The organism is Iamia sp. SCSIO 61187 (genome assembly GCF_019443745.1).
Taxonomy (GTDB): domain Bacteria; phylum Actinomycetota; class Acidimicrobiia; order Acidimicrobiales; family Iamiaceae; genus Iamia.
In genome coordinates, this window is sequence record NZ_CP050948.1 from 1,311,451 (window position 1) to 1,329,521 (window position 18,071).

Sequence of the window (18,071 nt, forward strand, 5' to 3'; positions counted from 1 at the left end):
GTCAGGTCGCGACGGGGCGACCGTCCCGGGCCACCGCGAGGTGGCGGGGCTCCTCGCAGCGCCGACGAGCGGTGGGGGCGCCGGCCTGGGGGTCGCCCTCGAGCACCTCGGCCCCGACGGGGGCGTACTGGAGGATGTAGGCCTTCCGCACCTCGTCGGTGAGGTTGGGGCCGGTGAGGTGGGGGGTCAGCGAGCTGAACACGACGACGTCGCCGACCGCGGCCTCGGCCACCGCCACCTCGACCGGTGGCGCGGTGAAGCACTCGTAGCCCAGCGGCTCGACGTAGCGGTGGGCGAGCGTGCCGCCGCGGTGCAGCCCGGGGGCGACCTGGGGGCAGCCGTTGGCGAGGTGGGCGTCGGTCAGCGGCACCCAGCAGGTCAGGTACTGCTGGGGCTCGACGAAGGCGTACCCGTTGTCCTGGTGCCACGGGAAGCGGCGGGGCTTCTCGGGGTCCTTGTAGACGGCCTGGTCCCAGTAGAGGTCGACGTCCGGGCCGACGAGGTCGGCGACGATGGCGGCGAACGCCGGGTGGCGGGCGAAGGCGGCCAGCTCGGGGGCCCGGGTCACGAGGTGGGGGGCGAAGGTGATGGCCCCGGCCTCGGCGATGAACAGCCGATCGTCGTCGAGCTGGCGGAGGGCGGCCTGGGTCTCGCTCTCGAAGCGATCGATGACCGTGCGCACGGCCGCGACCTCGTCCGGGGTGAACACGTCGCGCACCACCACGAAGCCGTCGGCGTCGAAGGCCCGGACCTGCTCGGCGGTCAGGGCGCCGTGGGTCGGCTCGGTGTCGGTCCACCGGAACCCGACGTTCCACGGGTGCAGGGCGAGAGGCATTTCACTGACCATGTGGTCAGGTTTATCATCTGGGTCCCGGTTGCGTCCACGCCCGGGATGTCCGAGACCGCCGTGTCGCCCGTCGGAGGGCGATTCGCTGGCGATTCGACGTCCGACGGCTGGGGGTCAGGCGGTCATCAGCCGGAGCTGGTCGTCGAGGGCGGTGCGCAGGGTGGGGGCCAGCCCCGTCGGCGCCCCCGAGTGGAGCCACAGCAGGTGGGCGCCCTCGATGAGGGCGTGGAGCTCGGCCGCCTTGGCCGCCACGTCCAGGTCGGGGCGCAGCTCGCCGCGGTCGACGCCTCGCTGGAGGGTGCCGGCCAGCACCTCGACGACAGCCCGGTTGCGGTCGATGAAGTAGCCCCGGGCGGGGTGGTCCTCGGCGATGGTCTCGGCCAGCAGGACGGTGTGGAGGGCGGCGACGGCGGCGCGCCCCTCGTTCCAGGCGGCGACGTCGACCCAGCGGTCGAGCTCGTCGGCCACCGTCGCCGTCGGCGCCGACTCGAAGGCGGCCACGGCGTCGCGGTCCCGCTGCTGGAGGACGGCGATCAGCAGCCCCTCCTTGGACCCGAAGTGGTGGAGGACGCCGCCGGTCGTGACGCCGGCCGCCTTGGCGATGGCGCCGATCCCGGTGCCCCGGTAGCCCTCCCGGGCGAAGTGCTCGGTGGCGGCGGCGACGATGGCCCGCCGCCGTTCGACGCCGCGCGCCTGGACCTGCCCCTTGACGCCCGCCATGGTGGCCCGCGGGCTAGGCCAGCCCGATCTCGGCCAGGCGCTGGTTCAGGAAGTCGTCGGCCGTGATGGGGGCGAAGCGCCTCTCGCCGTCGCCCACCAGGGCCTCGGGGGCGTCGAGGAGGACCTCGGGGCGGGGGTGGCAGAAGAAGGGCATGGAGTAGCGGGCCACGTCGTCGGTGGAGGGGTTCACCACCCGGTGCGTGGTCGCCGGGATGATGTCGTTCACGTGCCGGCTCAGCATGTCGCCGGCGTCGACCACGATCTCGCCCTCGAGCCCGTCGACCGGGTGCCACGTGCCATCGCGGTCGAGCAGCTCCAGCCCCGTCTCGGTGGCTGCAGGCAGCAGGGTGATGAGGTTGATGTCCTCGTGGGCGGCGGCCCGCACGGCGCCCGGAGCACTCGCCTCCCGGAGCGGCGGGTAGTGGATGATCCGCAGCACGGACCGACCGTCGACGACCATGTCGGCCAGGTCGCGCTCGGGCAGGCCGAGGTAGAGGGCGATGGCCTCGAGCAGCGTCTGGGCCGCGGCCTCGAGGTCGCGGTAGAGCCGCATCATCGCCGGCTGGAAGTGGGGGACCTCGTCGGGGAAGACGTTGGCGCCGTAGGCCGGGAAGAGGGGGTGCTCGGGCGGGACGTCCTGGTGGACGTGCCAGAACTCCTTGAGGTCGATGGCCTCGCTGTCCTTGGCGTGCTCGGTGCCGAAGGGCGTGTAGCCGCCGGCGCCCTTGGGCATGACGTAGCGCTGCTTGGCCTCGAGGGGGAGGGCGAAGAAGTCCTTGGCCGCCTCGTAGGCGGCGTCGATGTCCTGGGCCGTGACCCGGTGGCCGTCGACCTTGACGAAGCCGGTGTCGACCAGGCTGCGGCCGAGCGTGTCGACGAAGGACTGGCGGGTCTCGGTGGACCCCCGGGAGAAGTCGTCCAGGTGCACGGTCGCCACGTCGAAGGCCATGCCCCCAGGATGCCACCCCCAGGTCGAGCTCGGTCCGGTCGCGGGGACGGATCGTCCGGACTTCCGTGGCCCTTGGGGTTTCCCGCCGCCGGTCAGTGGGTACGAAGCGAACACGTGTTCGTCGTGGGTCGGGACCGGAAGGAGGTCTCCCATGAGAGGTGCGCAGGACGCCACCGGTGGTGCGGGCGCCCCGGTCGACGTGCTGGCGGTGCTGGGCCGGGTCGACGGTCTGCTGGCGTCGATCGGTCCGGAGCTGGTGCCCGAGCGGGTGCCCGCGTTCCGGCTCGGTCCGGTGGTCGCGGCGCTGGGGTCGATCGAGCGGCGGGCTCGGGGGGCCCGGCTGGTGCTGCGCAAGGCGGCGGCCGACACCGGGGAGTGGAAGGCCCGGGGCGAGAAGTCGGCGGCCGAGCACGTGGCCCGCCAGGAGGGGATCACCGTCGGTCAGGCCAAGGCCGAGCTCGAGGCCTCCGAGCGGCTGGCATCGCTGCCGGCGGCTCAGGAGGCGGCGGGGCGGGGGGAGATCTCGACCGAGCAGGCCAAGGTCGTGGCCCAGGGCGCGGCGGTGGACCCGGCGGCCGAGGGCCGGCTGGTGCGGACCGCCAGGCGGGGAGACCTGCGAGCAACCCGGGACGAGGCCCGCAAGGTCATCGCCCGGGCCGACGAGCGCTCCGGTCAGGGCGCTGCTCGCATCCACCGGCGGCGAGCCCTCAAGGCGTGGGTGTCGCTCGATGGTGAGGGCCACGGCGTCTGGAACATCCCCGCCGAGTCCCACGCCCGGGTCCTCGCCGCCCTCGAGCCCTACCGGCGCCAGGCCTTCCGCAACGCCCGCGACGCCGGCGAGCGCCTCACCGACGAGGCCCTCATGGCCGACGCCCTCGACATGCTCGCCCGCGACGTCCTCCTCGACACCGACACCGACACCGCCACCGACACCGACACCGACACCGACACCGAGCCGGCCGCCGAACCGGCCACGGCGCCCGCCGCCCCGCCCGATCGACCGCCGCCCGACCCCGAGGGACCCACCCTCTTCGACACCGCCAACGACACCGACACCGACGAGCGCGGCGACACCGCGCCCCCCGAAGCGCCGGCTCGGGTGGTGCCCACCGCCGGGCGACGCCCCTCGACCCCGGCGCCGCGGAACCGGCGGGCACCGGCCCAGGTCCACGTCCTGGTCGACTTCGACGCCCTCCGCCGGGGCTACGTCACCACTGACGAGACCTGCGAGATCCACGGCCTCGGTCCCATCCCCGTCGCCCTCGCCCGGCACATCATGCAGGACTCGCTGCTCCGCCTCATCGTCACCGGCACCGACGTCACCCTCATCTCCAGCCAACGCCGCTACGTCCCCGAAGCGGTCCGCCGGGCCCTGTTCGCCCGCGACCGCGGCACCTGCGTCGTCCCCGGCTGCGGCGCCACCAAGCACCTCGAGCTCGACCACTGCTTCGTCGACCATGCCCTCGGCGGACCCACCGAGTACCGCAACCTCGCCCACGTCTGCCGCCGCGACCACCTCCTCAAGACCCTCTGCGGCTGGATCCTCCGCCACACCACCGAGCACGGCTGGACCTTCACCCCACCCACCGACACCGACCCCGACCCCCCGTGACGGTCGGGACCGGATGGTCACGAGCGGTGGGCGACGACCACCATCTCCAGGCCCGGGCGGTCGGGCGCGTCGCGCACGTCGTCGACGGTGAACCCGGCCAGGGCCAGCGAGGCCTCCAGCTCGGCGCGCGTGCGGAAGCGGATGGTCGAGTCGCTGGCGAGCAGCTCGCCGCCCGACGTGAAGCGGAACCACCATCGGAAGCTCACCAGCGGCTCGTCGACGGTGATGACCTCGCACCACGTGACGACGGTCCCGACGCCGGCGACCTCGGCGGTGCGGCAGGTCCGGTCGGGCGTCCACTGCTCCCAGACGCGCACCTCGGGCCGGCGGGTCTCGAACACCACGTGGCCGCCGGGACCGAGGGCAGCGCCGATGCCGGCCAGGGCGGCGGCCCAGGCGTCGTCGGTGGTGAACACCTGGGCCACGTTGCCGGTCATGACGGCGAGGTCGACGCGCCTCTCGGGCGGGACAGCGATGGCCAGGGTCGTGGCGTCACCCTCGATCCAGCAGACCCGGTCGGCGCCGGGCTTGCGGCGGGCCACGGCCAGGCTGGCCGCCGCCGGGTCGAGGCCGACCACCTCGACACCCCGCCCGGCCAGCAGCACCGCCAGCGCGCCCGTGCCGCAGCCGACGTCGAGCACCGACCGGGCGCCGAGCTCCTCGACGATGGCCACGTAGGCGTCGAGGTCCGACCGGTCGGGATCGAGGTCGTCGTACACGTCCGCCAGGCGGGGGTGGGCGAAGATCGGGTCCGGCGTCATCGCGGCCATCGTGACCGCCGTCTCGGTCGAGCCCCGCGACCTTTGTCCGGAAGTCCCCCTCCTCGGCAGGGTTCCGGACGAAGTTGGGCGGGGCGGGCCGGCGGGCGGCCGGGCGCCGGTAGGTTGGGCCGTCCGCACGGGACCCGGTCAGCGCCGGATCCCGGCGTTCCGTCGCGTCCCACCGAGCCCGAAGGCCCCTGCCCGTGAGCACCCGCACCGCTGCCGCCCCGAGCCCCACCGCCGCCGCCCCCCTGGGCGACCTGCCGGCGCGGCTGGCCGCCGAGCCGGGGCTGGCGGGCGTCCGGGGGCGGAACCGGGCCCACCTGGCCGTGACCGAGGCGGCTCGACCGCTGACCATCGCCCACCTGGCCGGGGGCACCCGGACGCCGATCCTCGTCGCCGTGCCCACCACCGGCGAGGCCGAGCGGCTGACCCACGACCTGGGCGCCTTCCTCGGCCGGGACAAGGTCGAGCTGTTCCCGGCGTGGGAGACGCTGCCGTTCGAGCGGGTCAGCCCCAACGTCGAGACCATGGGCCACCGCATGCGGGTGGCGTGGCGCCTGCGGAACCCCCGCCAGGCGCCCAAGGTGGTCGTGGCCCCCATCCGGGCCCTGGTGCAGCGGCTGGGCCCGCACGTCGACGAGGTCGAGCCGCTGATCATCCGTCCCGGCCAGCAGGTCGACCGGGACGAGGTCGCCGCCTGGCTGGTGGCCGCCGGCTACCGCCGCGAGCCGCAGGTCGAGGCCCGGGGCGAGGTGGCCGTGCGGGGGTCGATCGTCGACGTCTTCCCCTCGACCGAGGACCGCCCCATCCGCATCGACCTGTGGGGCGACGAGGTCGACCGCCTGACCGAGTTCTCCATCACCGACCAGCGGTCGACCGACCCGGTGCCGGCGGCGGCGATCTTCCCGTGCCGCGAGGTCATGCCCACCGCCGAGGTCCGGGCGCGGGCCGAGAAGCTGATCGCCACGCAGCCGTGGGGGCGCGAGCAGTGGGAGCGGCTGGCCGAGGGCCTGGTCTTCGACGGCATGGAGTCGTGGCTGCCGTGGCTCACCGACCGCGAGCACGTGCTGCTCGACCTGCTCCCCACCGGCGAGGACGACGGAGACGCCGGCGCCCTGGTCCTCCTGGTCGAGCCCCGGCGCATGCGGGACCGGGCCGAGGACATCATCGGCGAGGAGTCGGACCTGGCCCGGCACCTGGCCCGCAGCACCTGGGACGTCCCCGACAGCACCGACATCCCCGCCCTCCACCTCCCGTACGACCGCCTGCTCTCGCATACGACCGTCCCGGCCTGGACCGTCGTCAACGTGGCCGACTCGCCCGACACGCCCGTCGTGCAGAGCATCGGGTGGCACCCCGGCGTCGGTGACGGCGCCGGCCTGCTCGGCCAGGTCCGGGACGTGGTCCGCAGCGGCGTCCGCGTCGTCGGCGCAGCCGACACCGAGGCCAGCGCCGGCCGCATGGCCGACGTCCTCCGCGGCCAGGAGCTCGAGATCGAGGTCCGGGTGGCGCCGCTCGACCGCGGCGTCGTGCTCCCCGGCGCTGGGGTCGCGGTGCTCGCCGAGGTCGACCTCACCGGGCGCCGTCGGCCCCACCGGGCCCCGCGCAGCCGCAAGCGCGACACCGCCGGCTTCTTCGACGACCTGCGCCCCGGCTCCTACGTCGTCCACCACCAGCACGGCGTGGCCCGCTACGGCGGCATGGTCACCCGCACCATCGGCGGGGTCGAGCGCGACTACCTCCTGCTCGAGTACCGGGGGAACGACAAGCTCTACGTCCCGTCGGACCAGATCGACGCCGTCCGCCACTACACCGGCGGCGAGGACCCGAAGCCCAGCCGCCTCGGCGGGGGCGAGTGGCAGAAGGCCAAGGCCAAGGTCCGGGCCGAGGTCAGCCACATCGCCCAGGAGCTGGTGGTCCTCTACCAGAAGCGCCTCAGCACGCCCGGCTACGCCTACCCCGAGGACACCCCCTGGCAGCGGGAGATGGAGGAGAGCTTCCCGCACCGGGAGACCCCCGACCAGCTCGTCGCCATCGAGGAGGTCAAGGCCGACATGCAGGCCGAGCGGCCCATGGACCGCCTGGTGTGCGGCGACGTCGGCTTCGGCAAGACCGAGGTCGCCCTGCGGGCCGCGTTCAAGGCCGTGCAGGAGGGCAAGCAGGTGGCGATCCTGGTCCCGACGACCCTGCTCGCCCAGCAGCACTTCCAGACCTTCAGCGACCGCTTCTCGGGCTACCCGGTGCGGGTCGAGGTGCTGAGCCGCTTCCTCACCGCCGGCCAGGCCAAGGAGGTCATGGCCGGGCTCCGCACCGGCGAGGTCGACCTGGTGGTCGGCACCCACCGCCTCCTGTCCCAGGACATCGAGTTCAAGGACCTGGGGCTGCTCGTGGTCGACGAGGAGCAGCGCTTCGGGGTCAAGCACAAGGAGCAGATCAAGGCGATCAAGGCCAACCTCGACGTCCTCACCCTGTCGGCCACGCCGATCCCCCGGACGCTCGAGATGAGCCTCACCGGCATCCGCGACCTCACCCTCCTCCACACCCCGCCGGCCGAGCGCCAGCCGATCCTCACCTACGTCGGCGAGGAGGACGAGCGGGCCATCTCCGAGGCCATCCGGCGCGAGCTGCTGCGCGAGGGCCAGGTCTTCTTCGTCCACAACCGGGTCCGCGACATCGAGAAGAAGGCGGCCGAGCTGCGGGACCTGGTGCCCGAGGCCCGCATCGCCGTCGCCCACGGGCAGATGGACGAGGGCACCCTCGAGCAGGTCGTCTACGACTTCTGGGAGGGCCGCTTCGACGTCCTGGTGTGCACGACGATCATCGAGTCGGGCATCGACATGCCCACGGTGAACACCCTGGTGGTCGACCGGGCCGACCGCCTCGGCCTGGGCCAGCTGCACCAGCTGCGGGGTCGGGTCGGCCGGGCCGGGCAGCGGGCCTACGCCTACCTGTTCCACCCCCGCGACATGTCCCTGTCGGAGGAGGCCTACGAGCGGCTGAAGACGATCGGCGAGGCCACCGAGCTGGGGTCGGGTTTCCGGATCGCCATGCGCGACCTCGAGATCCGGGGCGCCGGCTCCCTCCTCGGCACCGGCCAGTCCGGCCACATCGCGGCGGTGGGCTACGACCTGTACGTCCAGATGGTGAGCGAGGCGGTGGCCGAGCTCAAGGGCGAGGAGCGGCGCGAGCCGGCCGAGGTGAAGCTGGACCTGCCCCTCGACGCCCACCTCCCCAGCACCTACGTGCCCCGCGAGGACCTGCGCCTGGAGGCCTACCGCCGGCTGGCCACGGTCACGACCCCGACCGAGGTCGACGACATCCGGGCCGAGTGGGAGGACCGCTACGGGCCCGTGCCCGAGCCCGCCGCCCAGCTGCTCGAGATCGCCCGCCTGCGCGCCGAGTGCCACCGCATCGGCGCCCGCGAGGTCAACGTGACCAAGGGCCCGGCGTTCGGCGGTCCGGCCCACACCGCCCGGGTGTCGCCCCTCGTCCTCAAGCAGAGCCAGCAGATCCGGCTGCGCCGGCTGTTCCCCAAGGCGGTCTACAAGGAGGACCAGGAGCAGGTCGTCCTGCCCATCCCCAAGACCCCGACGCTGGCCGCCACCCTCGTCGACCTCCTCCGCCAGCTCGTCCCGCCGGAGTAGCCGCGGGCGGGGACCGACGCGGCGGCGGGCGAGCACGCGACTGCGGGGCCGGTCGGCGCACCTCCTACCATCGACCGCCGTGCGTCCCCGTGCCCTGCCCCGCCCGCTCCGTGCCGTCGCCACCGGCGCCGCCGTGGTCGGCCTGGTCCTGGCGGCCTCGTCGTGCAACGCCGGGCGGCCGTCGGCGGCCCGCGTCGGGGACCGCCACATCTCGGCCGACCGGCTCGACCAGGTCGTGGGCGCCTACGTCGAGGCCGACCGCGACCGCCTCACCGACCTCATCGAGGGCGACGGCGAGGACACCTACCAGCTGGCCGCGGCGTCGGAGATCCTGACCAGCCTCGTCCTCGAGACCCTCCAGGCCGAGCTGGCCGAGCGCGAGGGGGCCCGGCCCACCGAGGAGGAGCGCCAGGAGGCCGAGGCCCAGGTGCGGGTCGGGTTCAACGAGGGGATCCAGGTGCAGCCGGGGGCCGAGCCCACCCCCGAGCAGGCCGAGGCCCAGGAGCGCAGCATCGCCGCCTTCGAGGCCCTCCCCGAGGACGTCCGGGAGTGGCTGGTCGACCTGCGGGCCTCCACCTTGGCCCTCGCCCGGGTGGCGGGGGAGGGCGTGACGGGCCAGGAGGAGCAGGCCCGCGAGATCTACGAGGCCGACCCGTCGCAGTTCGAGGCGTACTGCCTGAGCGCCATCATCGTCGAGGCCGGCGACGCCGAGGCCGTGCAGGCCCGCCTGGACGCCGGGGAGGACTTCGCCGAGGTCTCCAGCGAGGTCACCGTCGCCCCCGAGATCGCCGCCGCCGGTGGTGACCTGGGCCAGTGCCTCACCACGTCCCAGCTGCTGAGCGCCAACCTGTCGCCCGAGGTCGTCGACCTGGTGACGGGGCTCGACGAGGGCGAGGCGTCCGAGGCGGTCGACCTGGGCGACGGGGCCGCCTACTTCTTCCAGGTCCGCGAGCAGCGGCTGCTCGCCTTCGAGGAGGTGCAGGAGGAGATCGTGGCCAGCCTGCCCGACCCCGGCGAGGCGGCCCTCGCCGAGCTGGTCGACGCCGAGGGGGGCTCGATCGACGTCCGCATCGACCCCCGGTTCGGCACGTGGGACCCCGAGATCCGCCGCGTCGTCCCGCCCGAGGGCGCGACCGAGCCGCTGCTCGACGAGATCGCCGGCGACAGCACGTCGGTCCCCGCCGGCGGTTGATGCCCGGCGCGATCGCCCCACGGCCGTGACCGACCCGTCGGCATGACCGGCCGCGTCATCGTCGTCGGGCTCGGGCCCGCCGGTCCCGACCTCGTCACCCGCGAGACGACCGACCTGCTGGACGGGACCCGGCCGGCGTGGCTGCGCACGGCCCGCCACCCCGCCGCCGTCCTGGCCCCCGACGCCCCGACCTTCGACGACGTCTACGAGCGGGCCCCGACCTTCGCCGACGTCTACCGGGAGATCGCCGATCGGCTCATCGCCCTCGCCGCCGAGCACGGCGAGGTCGTCTACGCCGTGCCCGGCTCGCCCCGGGTCCTGGAGCGGACGGTCGACCTCCTGGCGGCCCGGGCCGACGCCGGCGAGGTGGACCTCGACGTGCGGCCCGCCCTGTCGTTCCTCGACCTGGCGTGGGTGCGCCTCGGCCTGGACCCGGTGGAGGAGGGGGTGCGCCTGGTCGACGGGCACCGCTTCGCCGAGGCGGCGGCGGGGGAGCGGGGTCCGCTGCTGGTGGCCCACTGCCACAACCGCCGGGTGCTCTCGGACATCAAGCTGGCGGTCGACGACCCACCGACCGAGCCGGTGCTGGTCGTCCAGCGGCTGGGCACACCGGAGGAGTCGATCACCGCCGTCCCCTGGGCCGAGCTCGACCGCAGCGTCGACCCCGACCACCTGACCTCGCTGTACGTGCCCCGCCTGGCCGCGCCGGTCGCGGCCGAGGTGGTGGCGTTCGCCGAGCTGGTGCGGACCCTCCGGGAGCGGTGCCCGTGGGACCGCGAGCAGACCCACGTCACCCTCACCCGCCACGCCCTCGAGGAGGCCTACGAGGTCGTCGAGGCCATCACCGCCTGGGCCGCCGTCGCCGACCGCGACGAGCTCGGCTCCGACGCCGGCGTCGACGCCGAGGAGCACCTGGCCGAGGAGCTGGGCGACCTGCTGTTCCAGGTCGTCTTCCACGCCACGCTCGGCGCCGAGCGGGGCGCCTTCACCCTGGCCGACGTGGCCCGGGGGATCCACGACAAGCTGGTCCGCCGCCACCCGCACGTCTTCGCCGGCAACGGCACGCTCCACCCGGCCGGCGACGCCTCGCCGGCCGAGGACCTGGCCCGGTCGTGGGAGCAGATCAAGCGGGCCGAGTCGGGGCACGAGTCGGTCATGGACGGGCTCACCGACGCCCTCCCGTCGCTGCTCTGGGCCCACAAGGTGCTGCGCAAGGCCGAGGCGGCCGGGCACCCGTGGTCGCCCGCCGCCGCCGACCCCGAGGACCTGGGGGACCAGCTCCTCGCCCTGGTGGCCGTGGCCCGGACCGGCGACGTCGACCCGGAGGCTGCCCTCCGGGCCGCCGCCGCCCGCGTCCGCGACGCGGTCCGCGCCGCCGGCCGCTGAGGCGGCGCCCTCGGTCCCGTCCGGCCGGGTGCTCGGGCCGGGCGGGGAGCGCCGCCTACCCTGGGACGGCGACCCGCGCCCCGACCCAGGAGTCGACCCCACCCCCATGAGCGAGCGAAGCGAGCGACCCAGCAAGCACGGTTGGCTGCCCGGCGGCGGAGCCGCCGTCGGTGCTCATCGGCGCCCCGTCCGGCCAGCTCGGTCGTACGATCTCGACGCTCCCATCGTGCGCCGATGAGCACCATCGAAGACGTCGTCGGACGCGAGATCCTCGACTCGCGCGGCAACCCCACCGTCGAGGTGGAGGTGCTGCTCGACTCCGGCAACGTGGGCCGGGCCGCCGTCCCGTCGGGCGCGTCGACCGGCGCGTTCGAGGCCGTCGAGCTCCGCGACGGGGGCAAGCGCTACGGCGGCAAGGGCGTGCGCAAGGCCGTCGGCCACGTCAACGGTGAGATCCGCGACGCCGTGGTGGGCCTCGACGCCATCGAGCAGCGCCTGCTGGACACCACCCTCATCGACCTCGACGGCACCGACGCCAAGGGCCGCCTGGGCGCCAACGCCATCCTCGGCGTCTCCCTGGCGGCGGCCAAGGCGGCGGCCCGCGAGCTCGGGCTGCCGCTGTACCGGCACGTCGGGGGCACCAACGCCCACGTCCTGCCCGTGCCGATGATGAACGTCCTCAACGGCGGCGCCCACGCCGACAACAACATGGACATCCAGGAGTTCATGATCATGCCGGTCGGCGCGGCCAGCTTCGGCGAGGCGCTGCGCTGGGGCACCGAGACCTACCACGTGCTCAAGGGCATCCTCGCCAAGAAGGGCCTGGCCACCGCCATCGGCGACGAGGGCGGCTTCGCCCCCAACCTCGAGTCCAACGAGGCCGCCATCGGGCTCCTCGTCGAGGCCATCCAGAGCGCCGGGTTCACCCCCGGGAGCGACATCGCCATCGCCCTCGACGCCGCCTCCACCGAGTTCTTCGCGCGGGGCAAGTACGACCTCGCCGGCGAGGGCCGCAAGCTCAAGCCGGCCGAGTTCGTCGACTACCTGACCGACCTCACCGAGCGGTACCCGATCGTGTCGATCGAGGACGGCATGGGCGAGGAGGACTGGAAGGGCTGGGCTGCCCTCACCGAGGCCATCGGCGACAAGGTCCAGCTGGTCGGCGACGACCTGTTCGTCACCAACGTCGACCGCTTCAGCCGGGGCATCGAGGCCGGCGTGGCCAACTCGATCCTGATCAAGGTCAACCAGATCGGCTCGCTCACCGAGACGCTCGACGCGGTCGCGCTGGGCGCCCGCTCGAAGTACACGGCGGTGATGTCGCACCGCTCGGGCGAGACCGAGGACGCCACCATCGCCGACCTGGCCGTGGCCACCAACTGCGGACAGATCAAGACCGGCGCCCCGGCCCGCAGCGACCGGGTGGCCAAGTACAACCAGCTCCTCCGCATCGAGGAGGACCTGGGTGAGGCGGCGTCGTACCCGGGCGCCGCCGCCCTGGCCCGGGGGTCGGCATGAGCGAGGGGCGGGCGTGAGCGACGGGCCCCGCCGCCGTCCCCGCCCGGCGGGCGCGACCGGGTCCTCCCGTCGCGCCCCCGCCCGGGGCGCGACCGGGTCCGCCCGCCGCCCGGCCGGCTCGCGGCCCGCCACCAAGCCCACCCCCGGGGCGAAGGCCACGCCTCCGACCACCCGCCGCCCGCCCTCGGCCACGTCGAAGGGCAGGGCCACGGCGACGTCGGCGTCCGGGGGGTCCCGGCGAACCCCCGCCCGGGCGTCGGCCCGGCGCCACGGTCGGCCGGCGCCCCGTCCCGGTCGGCGCATCGCCGCCGGGCTGGTCGTCTCGGTGGTGCTGGTCGGCTTCCTGCTCGTGGGCGTGTTCCCCACCCGGACGTGGCTCGCCCAGCGCGACGAGACCCGCGAGCGCCAGGCCGAGCTCGAGCGCATCCGGGCCGAGCAGGCCGTCCGGGAGGATCGGGTCGCCGAGCTCCAGGACCCCGACGTGGTCGAGCAGATCGCCCGGGAGAAGCTGGGCTACGTCCGCCCGGGGGAGGAGGCCTACCGGACCCTGCCCCCGTCGGTGCCCCCGGTCGACCTGCCCGACAGCTGGCCCTTCACCGGCGCCGAGGACTGGCTCAACCGCTGACGACGCCTTCCGAGAAGGTCAGGGGGAGGCGGCCACGCCCACGGCGACGGGCAGCGCGGACCACCAGGCGTCGGCGGCCTTGGCCGCGTCGGCGAGGGGGGCCGGCGTGAGGGCGAGGGCGGCCTCGACGTCCTCGAGGGCGGCGGCCAGGTCGTCGGGGTCGCGGACGACGAACGAGCCCGGCAGCCCGGCCAGGGTGGCCAGCCCCCCGGCCTTGGCCTCGTAGTACGGCGTGGCCGCCGCCAGAACCGACGGCACCCCGGCGGCCAGGCCGAACAGGGCGGCGTGGTACGACTGGGCCGCGACCGCCCGGGCCCCGGCCACGGCGGCGACGAGGCGGGCCGGGTCCGAACCGCAGTCGACGAGGCGCCACCGGGCCCGCAGCGGGACGGTGGCGCGCAGGGTGGCGAGGGTGGCGATCTCGGGCTCGGGGGCCTGGCTGTTGAGGGCGACCCCGAGCACGTCCCACCCGCGCGCCGCCGCCACCGCGTCGGCCGCGAGGGCCCAGCGTCGGACGGGGTCGGCACCGTCCCCGCCGGTGCCGTCGCCGACGTAGCCCGCCCGGCGCAGGGTCACGGCGAGCACCGGGCGGTCGCCGTCGGACCCCGAGTCCGCCCCGTCGACGGGCACCGGCGCCAGCCCGAGGGCGTCGTCGCCGGTGAGGGTGACCACGCCGGCATCGACGCCGGGCACCGCCGTCGCCGTCGCCGCCGAGGCCTCGTCGCGCGCCCCGACGGCCGCGGCCCCGGCCAGCAGGACCTCGAGCAGGTCCCGATCGGCGGCGTCGACCTCGTAGCTCTGGCCGGACAGGGCGACGGGCACCCCGGCTCGGCGCAGGGCGGCGGCCAGGAGGGCGCGGGGCACCATCGTCCCCGCGGCCCAGCGCGACGAGAGCCCGCACCCGAGGAACACGGCGGCGTCGTAGGCGCCGGGGTCGCACGGGCGCCAGCGGGCGGTGTCGACCCCGGCCCGCAGCGCCGCCTCGGCCAGCCGCGGCGGGAGCCCGTCGCGGACCCCGGCGTCGAGGCCGTGAACCGCCACGTGCAGGGGGACCAGCCACCGGCTCCCCCCGCCCAGGGCCGTGGCCGGCGCCCCGTCGGTGACCACGTCGATGGCCACGTCCGGGCCGAAGGCGTCCCGGGCCCGCTCGACGCCCCGCACCGTGATGGCGTCGTCGCCGAGGTTGGCGACCCCGCCCGGCCCGACCAGCAGCACCCGGGCCGTCGGTGTCGCGACCCGCACCGGCGGGGGTGGGGTGGGGGCGAGGGACGGGTCGAGGGCGATGGCCTCGGGGGTGGCCCACAAGGGGCCCGTCGCCGGGTGCAGGGCGACAGCAGCCACCCCGGCGAGGGCGTCGTCGCCCCGGTGCCGCCCGGTGGGGTCGAAGATGCGGGCGATGCGGTCCCGCCCGAGCCGGTGGTCCGGCACGCTCAGGTGGAACCCGGTGGAGAGCTGGCGGTAGACGGCGGCCAGCACGGGCACGAAGGCGACGAGCCGGCCGTCGGCCATCAGCTGCTGGAGCGAGGCCCAGTCGTCCACGTGCTCGAGGAGGGGGTCGGTGGGCCACCCGCCGATCTCGCGGTAGGCCGCCAGGTCGCTCACCGCGATCGTCCCGATGTAGTTGGACCGGAAGTACGCCGGCGACGGGGGCTCGTTGGACACCGGGCCGTGCGCCGGTCCGTCGCCGGCGGCCCGGGCGACCGTCCCGTAGGTGACGGCGGCGCCGGTGCGCAGGGCGGCGCGGTAGAGGTCGACGGCGCCGGCGGGCACGGCGAGGTCGTCGGCGTCGAGCTGGAGGGCGTGGTGGGTGCGGGCGGCGTGGAGCAGGGTCGACCGGGCGTGGCCCAGCCCCAGGTTCACCTCCGACCGGATGACCCGCACACGCGGGTCGGCGGCGGCCAGCTCCGCGGCGACCGCCGGGGTGCGGTCGGTCGAGGCGTCGTCGAGGACGAGGATCTCGCCCTGCTCGGCCGGGTCGAGCCGGTCGAGGACCGCCTGGGCGCTGCGCACGGCGTCGCCGAGGAGGGCGCCGTGGTTCCAGCACAGGGTGAAGACCGACAGGCCGGGCGCCAGCTCCGGCGCCGGGCCGAGGCGGTCCCGCAGGGCGAGGGCCGCCGCCCGTCGCCGGCCGGCCTCGACGGTGCGGCCGACGGCGGTGGCCTGGGCGGCCACGGTGTCGGCGAGGGCGGCGACGCGGCCCCCGACGGCGTCGACGTGGGCGCGCAGGCGGTGCAGCTCGTCGCCCACGGCGCCGACCCCGCCCTGGGTGTCGTGGCGGCCGGCCCAGGTGAGGGTCTCGATGCGGTCGAGGGCGGTCCGCAGCTCGGCCAGCTCGGCCGCCAGCGCCTCGCCCGAGGTGTCCACCGAGGCGGCCAGGGCGTGGACGGTCCCCGGCAGGCGTCGGGTGCGGGCGGCGAAGCCCCGGACGCGCTCGACCGGCGAGGGGCGGGCGGTGTCGGCGTCGTCGTCGCTCACCGGTAGGCCCCGGCCAGGAGGTCGTGCTCGGCCGATCCGGCGAGCAGGTGGTCGGCGGCCGGCGCCAGGAGGCGGGTCACGCCGGCGGGCGAGAGGTCGAGGGTGGCGACGGCCTCCTCGGCCACGACGAGCGGCGCCAGGCTGGGGTGGAGCTCGGCGGCCAGGTCCCGCGCCGGTCCGGCCGGCATGACCTGGAGGGGCAGGCAGCCCTGCTCGATCGCCTCGACGACCCGCAGGGGCTCGAGGTCGCCGTCGGGCCGCCACCAGAGACGGGCCCGGCTGGCCCGGAGGAGGGCCACGACGGCGTCGGGGCCGAGGACCGGGGGCTGGCGGGGCGCGGTGACGATGCCGGGCAGGTAGCAGGGGCCGTCGCCGTGGACCGTGGCGAGGCGGCGCGCCAGCGCGACCTGGTGCCCGTCGACGGCCCCGTCGCGGACGTGGTGCTCGATCACGGCCCAGGCGCACGGGCGGTCCGGGTTCGTCGCGACCAGCGTCCGCACCTCGTCGTGACGGGTGAGCGACGGCCGGAGCGGCACCGCCCCGGGCCGCCACCCCAGGGGGGCGGGGGCGGGGGCGACGGCCTGGCCGGTGGTGGCGCGGAGGGCGGTGGCGACCCGCTCGGGCACCCCCGGGCCGGCCAGGCCGGGCGGGTCGTGGTCGCCCCACCGCGGGCGGGGCTCGACGTCGTGGGCCCGGTCCCAGGCGTCGGACCAGGCCCGCCGGACGTCCTCGTACCGGGGCGGGACATCGCCGACGAGGCCCTCCATGAACGGCGCCATCACCGGCCCCAGCGGCAGGGCCCGGACGGCGTCGGCGTCGAGGGGCTGGTCGAAGCCGGCCGCCGGGTCGGGGTCGCCGGCGGTGGCCAGGTCGGTCATGGTGAGCAGGCACTTCAGGCACCGGCCGCAGTTGCCCGCCATCCGCCCCTCCCAGCAGACCTGCAACGTGCTCCGGGCGAGGGGCGAGCCGAGGATGTGGGTCACCCGCTGGCCGCGGGAGCGATCGGGGTTCCCCAATACCACGGCGCACCCCTCCCGGCCCAGCAGCCGGACGACGTCGGGGTCGGCACCGGTGCGGGAGTGGACGTCGGCGGCGCTGTCCCCGGTCAGCACGAGGGTGCGGAGGCCGGCGCCGAGGTGCAGCGCCGTCCCGACCAGCACGGGGCCGAAGAGGTCGATCCACCGGCGGTGGTGGTCGAGGTGGGCCCGGGCCGAGGTGGACAGGGTGACGAGCTCCAGGCCCAGCTCGGCCGCGACCCGGCGGTGCCCCTCGCCCAGCGCCGTCTCGATGGCGCCGTCACCGGGCTGCTGGCCGTGCTGGACCCACACGAGGTGGGTCACCCGCTCCCCCTCGGGGGCGTCGAACCGGTCGAGGAGGGTCGACCACGAGTCGACCCCCCGGCTGAAGAACAGGCCCACGCCGGTCCCCGGGGCGGCGGCGGTGATCGTCTCCTCGACCTCGACGGTCACCGGCCCGGTCCCCCACCAGGTCGAGAGGAGCCCGGCGAGGGCGGCGGCTCCGGCCGCGGCCCGGGCGTCGACCCGCCCCTCGATCACCAGGTCCTCGCCCCGAGCGGCGGCGATGGTGGCCAGCACGGCGGCCCCGGGGGTGGCGGTGGGGTCGAGGAGGTCGACCGCCGCCGCCGGGACCCGCACCTCCAGCGGCGCCAGGGCGTCGTCCCGGTCCGAGGTCAGAGCGGTGCGGATCACCACCTGACGGCCGTCGGACGCGACGGCGGGGGGAGAGGCGCGCACGGGGCCAACCTAGGCGCCCTCCGCCGATGACGGCACCGGGTGCCGCCCGGGGGGGACGCCCCCCTAGGGTCGGGGCGTGGAGCGCGCCACGGAGGCCGATCGGGCGGCGGTCGCCGCCCTGCTGGGACGGGAGCCCGACGGCGCCTTCGCGGTCGTGGTCCGCCGTCCCGACGGCGGGCCCCTGGTCATCCGGAACGCGCCCGTCCTCCCGAGCGGGCGGCCCATGCCCACCCGCTACTGGCTCGTCGGCGAGCCCGAGCGGACCTGGGTCGGGCGCCTGGAGGGCGCCGGCGGCGTCGACCGGGCCGAGGCCGAGGTCGACCCCGCGGCCCTCGCCGCCGCCCACGCTCGGGCCGCGGCCGAGCGCGACGCCGCCGTCCCGCCCGGCCACGACGGGCCCCGCCCGTCGGGCGGGGTGGCCGGGACGCGCACCGGCGTCAAGTGCCTCCACGCCCACTACGCGGCCTGGCTGGCCGGCGTCGAGGACCCCGTCGGCGATTGGGTGGCCGCCCACCTCCCCGAGGTCGGCGGGTCGGCCCCGCCCGACCGTGTCGCCGGGGCGCCGGGTGCCCCGCCAGACTGATC

General features: G+C 75.8%; 13 protein-coding genes. 7 read left to right on the forward strand and 6 right to left on the reverse strand.

All coding sequences use genetic code 11. The annotated features are described in order from the left end of the window. Window position 1: 1 nt before the first annotated feature. The 3 genes from HC251_RS06440 to HC251_RS06450 all read right to left on the reverse strand — a co-directional run bounded on the left by HC251_RS06440 (window position 2) and on the right by HC251_RS06450 (window position 2,516). Window positions 2-835 carry a phytanoyl-CoA dioxygenase family protein gene (locus HC251_RS06440; RefSeq protein WP_219944482.1) on the reverse strand — a complete coding sequence of 278 codons (834 nt, stop codon included), beginning with the start codon at window positions 833-835 and terminating at the stop codon, window positions 2-4. A 126-nt stretch (window positions 836-961) separates the two neighbouring features. Beyond that, window positions 962-1,567: a TetR/AcrR family transcriptional regulator gene (locus tag HC251_RS06445; protein WP_219944483.1), complete on the reverse strand. Its 606-nt coding sequence runs from the start codon at window positions 1,565-1,567 to the stop codon at window positions 962-964. A gap of 13 nt (window positions 1,568-1,580) precedes the next feature. Beyond that, window positions 1,581-2,516, reverse strand: a complete 936-nt coding sequence (locus HC251_RS06450) for an isopenicillin N synthase family oxygenase (protein WP_219944484.1) — start codon at window positions 2,514-2,516, stop codon at window positions 1,581-1,583. 151 nt (window positions 2,517-2,667) lie between these two features. Here HC251_RS06450 and HC251_RS06455 point away from each other — a divergent pair, with 151 nt between their 5' ends. Beyond that, the gene (locus tag HC251_RS06455) at window positions 2,668-4,128 is read left to right on the forward strand and encodes an HNH endonuclease signature motif containing protein (protein WP_219944485.1); all 1,461 of its coding nucleotides are present in this window, start codon (window positions 2,668-2,670) and stop codon (window positions 4,126-4,128) included. A 17-nt stretch (window positions 4,129-4,145) separates the two neighbouring features. Here HC251_RS06455 and HC251_RS06460 read toward each other — a convergent pair whose 3' ends face one another. Continuing rightward, a complete protein-coding gene (locus HC251_RS06460) occupies window positions 4,146-4,889 on the reverse strand; it encodes a class I SAM-dependent methyltransferase (RefSeq protein WP_219944486.1) in 744 nt (247 codons plus the stop codon). 203 nt (window positions 4,890-5,092) lie between these two features. Here HC251_RS06460 and mfd point away from each other — a divergent pair, with 203 nt between their 5' ends. The 5 genes from mfd (at window position 5,093) to HC251_RS06485 (ending at window position 13,257) form a co-directional block, all read left to right on the forward strand. Beyond that, complete coding sequence (gene mfd / locus HC251_RS06465) at window positions 5,093-8,536, forward strand: transcription-repair coupling factor (RefSeq protein ID WP_255566619.1); 3,444 nt, start codon at window positions 5,093-5,095, stop codon at window positions 8,534-8,536. A gap of 79 nt (window positions 8,537-8,615) precedes the next feature. Continuing rightward, window positions 8,616-9,728 (forward strand): hypothetical protein, encoded by a 1,113-nt coding sequence (locus HC251_RS06470; protein WP_219944487.1) that lies wholly within the window; start codon window positions 8,616-8,618, stop codon window positions 9,726-9,728. A 42-nt stretch (window positions 9,729-9,770) separates the two neighbouring features. After that, window positions 9,771-11,114, forward strand: coding sequence for a MazG nucleotide pyrophosphohydrolase domain-containing protein (locus HC251_RS06475; RefSeq protein ID WP_219944488.1), 1,344 nt, complete (start codon window positions 9,771-9,773; stop codon window positions 11,112-11,114). Between the two features lie 234 nt (window positions 11,115-11,348). Continuing rightward, the gene (gene eno, locus HC251_RS06480) at window positions 11,349-12,632 is read left to right on the forward strand and encodes a phosphopyruvate hydratase (RefSeq protein ID WP_219944489.1); all 1,284 of its coding nucleotides are present in this window, start codon (window positions 11,349-11,351) and stop codon (window positions 12,630-12,632) included. Window positions 12,633-12,645: 13 nt separating this feature from the next. Next, complete coding sequence (locus tag HC251_RS06485; protein WP_219944490.1) at window positions 12,646-13,257, forward strand: septum formation initiator family protein; 612 nt, start codon at window positions 12,646-12,648, stop codon at window positions 13,255-13,257. 18 nt (window positions 13,258-13,275) lie between these two features. On the opposite strand, the gene HC251_RS06490 is transcribed toward HC251_RS06485, so the two are convergent. Both HC251_RS06490 and HC251_RS06495 read right to left on the reverse strand, forming a co-directional pair. Continuing rightward, on the reverse strand, window positions 13,276-15,732 hold the full coding sequence (locus HC251_RS06490; protein ID WP_219944491.1) for a glycosyltransferase: 2,457 nt from the start codon (window positions 15,730-15,732) through the stop codon (window positions 13,276-13,278). Further along, window positions 15,729-17,486: a hypothetical protein gene (locus HC251_RS06495; protein WP_219944492.1), complete on the reverse strand. Its 1,758-nt coding sequence runs from the start codon at window positions 17,484-17,486 to the stop codon at window positions 15,729-15,731. The genes HC251_RS06490 and HC251_RS06495 overlap by 4 nt, the downstream gene beginning before the upstream one ends. A 76-nt stretch (window positions 17,487-17,562) precedes the next feature. On the opposite strand from HC251_RS06495, the gene HC251_RS06500 reads away from it, so the two are divergent. Further along, complete coding sequence (locus tag HC251_RS06500; RefSeq protein WP_219944493.1) at window positions 17,563-18,069, forward strand: DUF501 domain-containing protein; 507 nt, start codon at window positions 17,563-17,565, stop codon at window positions 18,067-18,069. The last annotated feature ends 2 nt before the right edge of the window (window positions 18,070-18,071 follow it).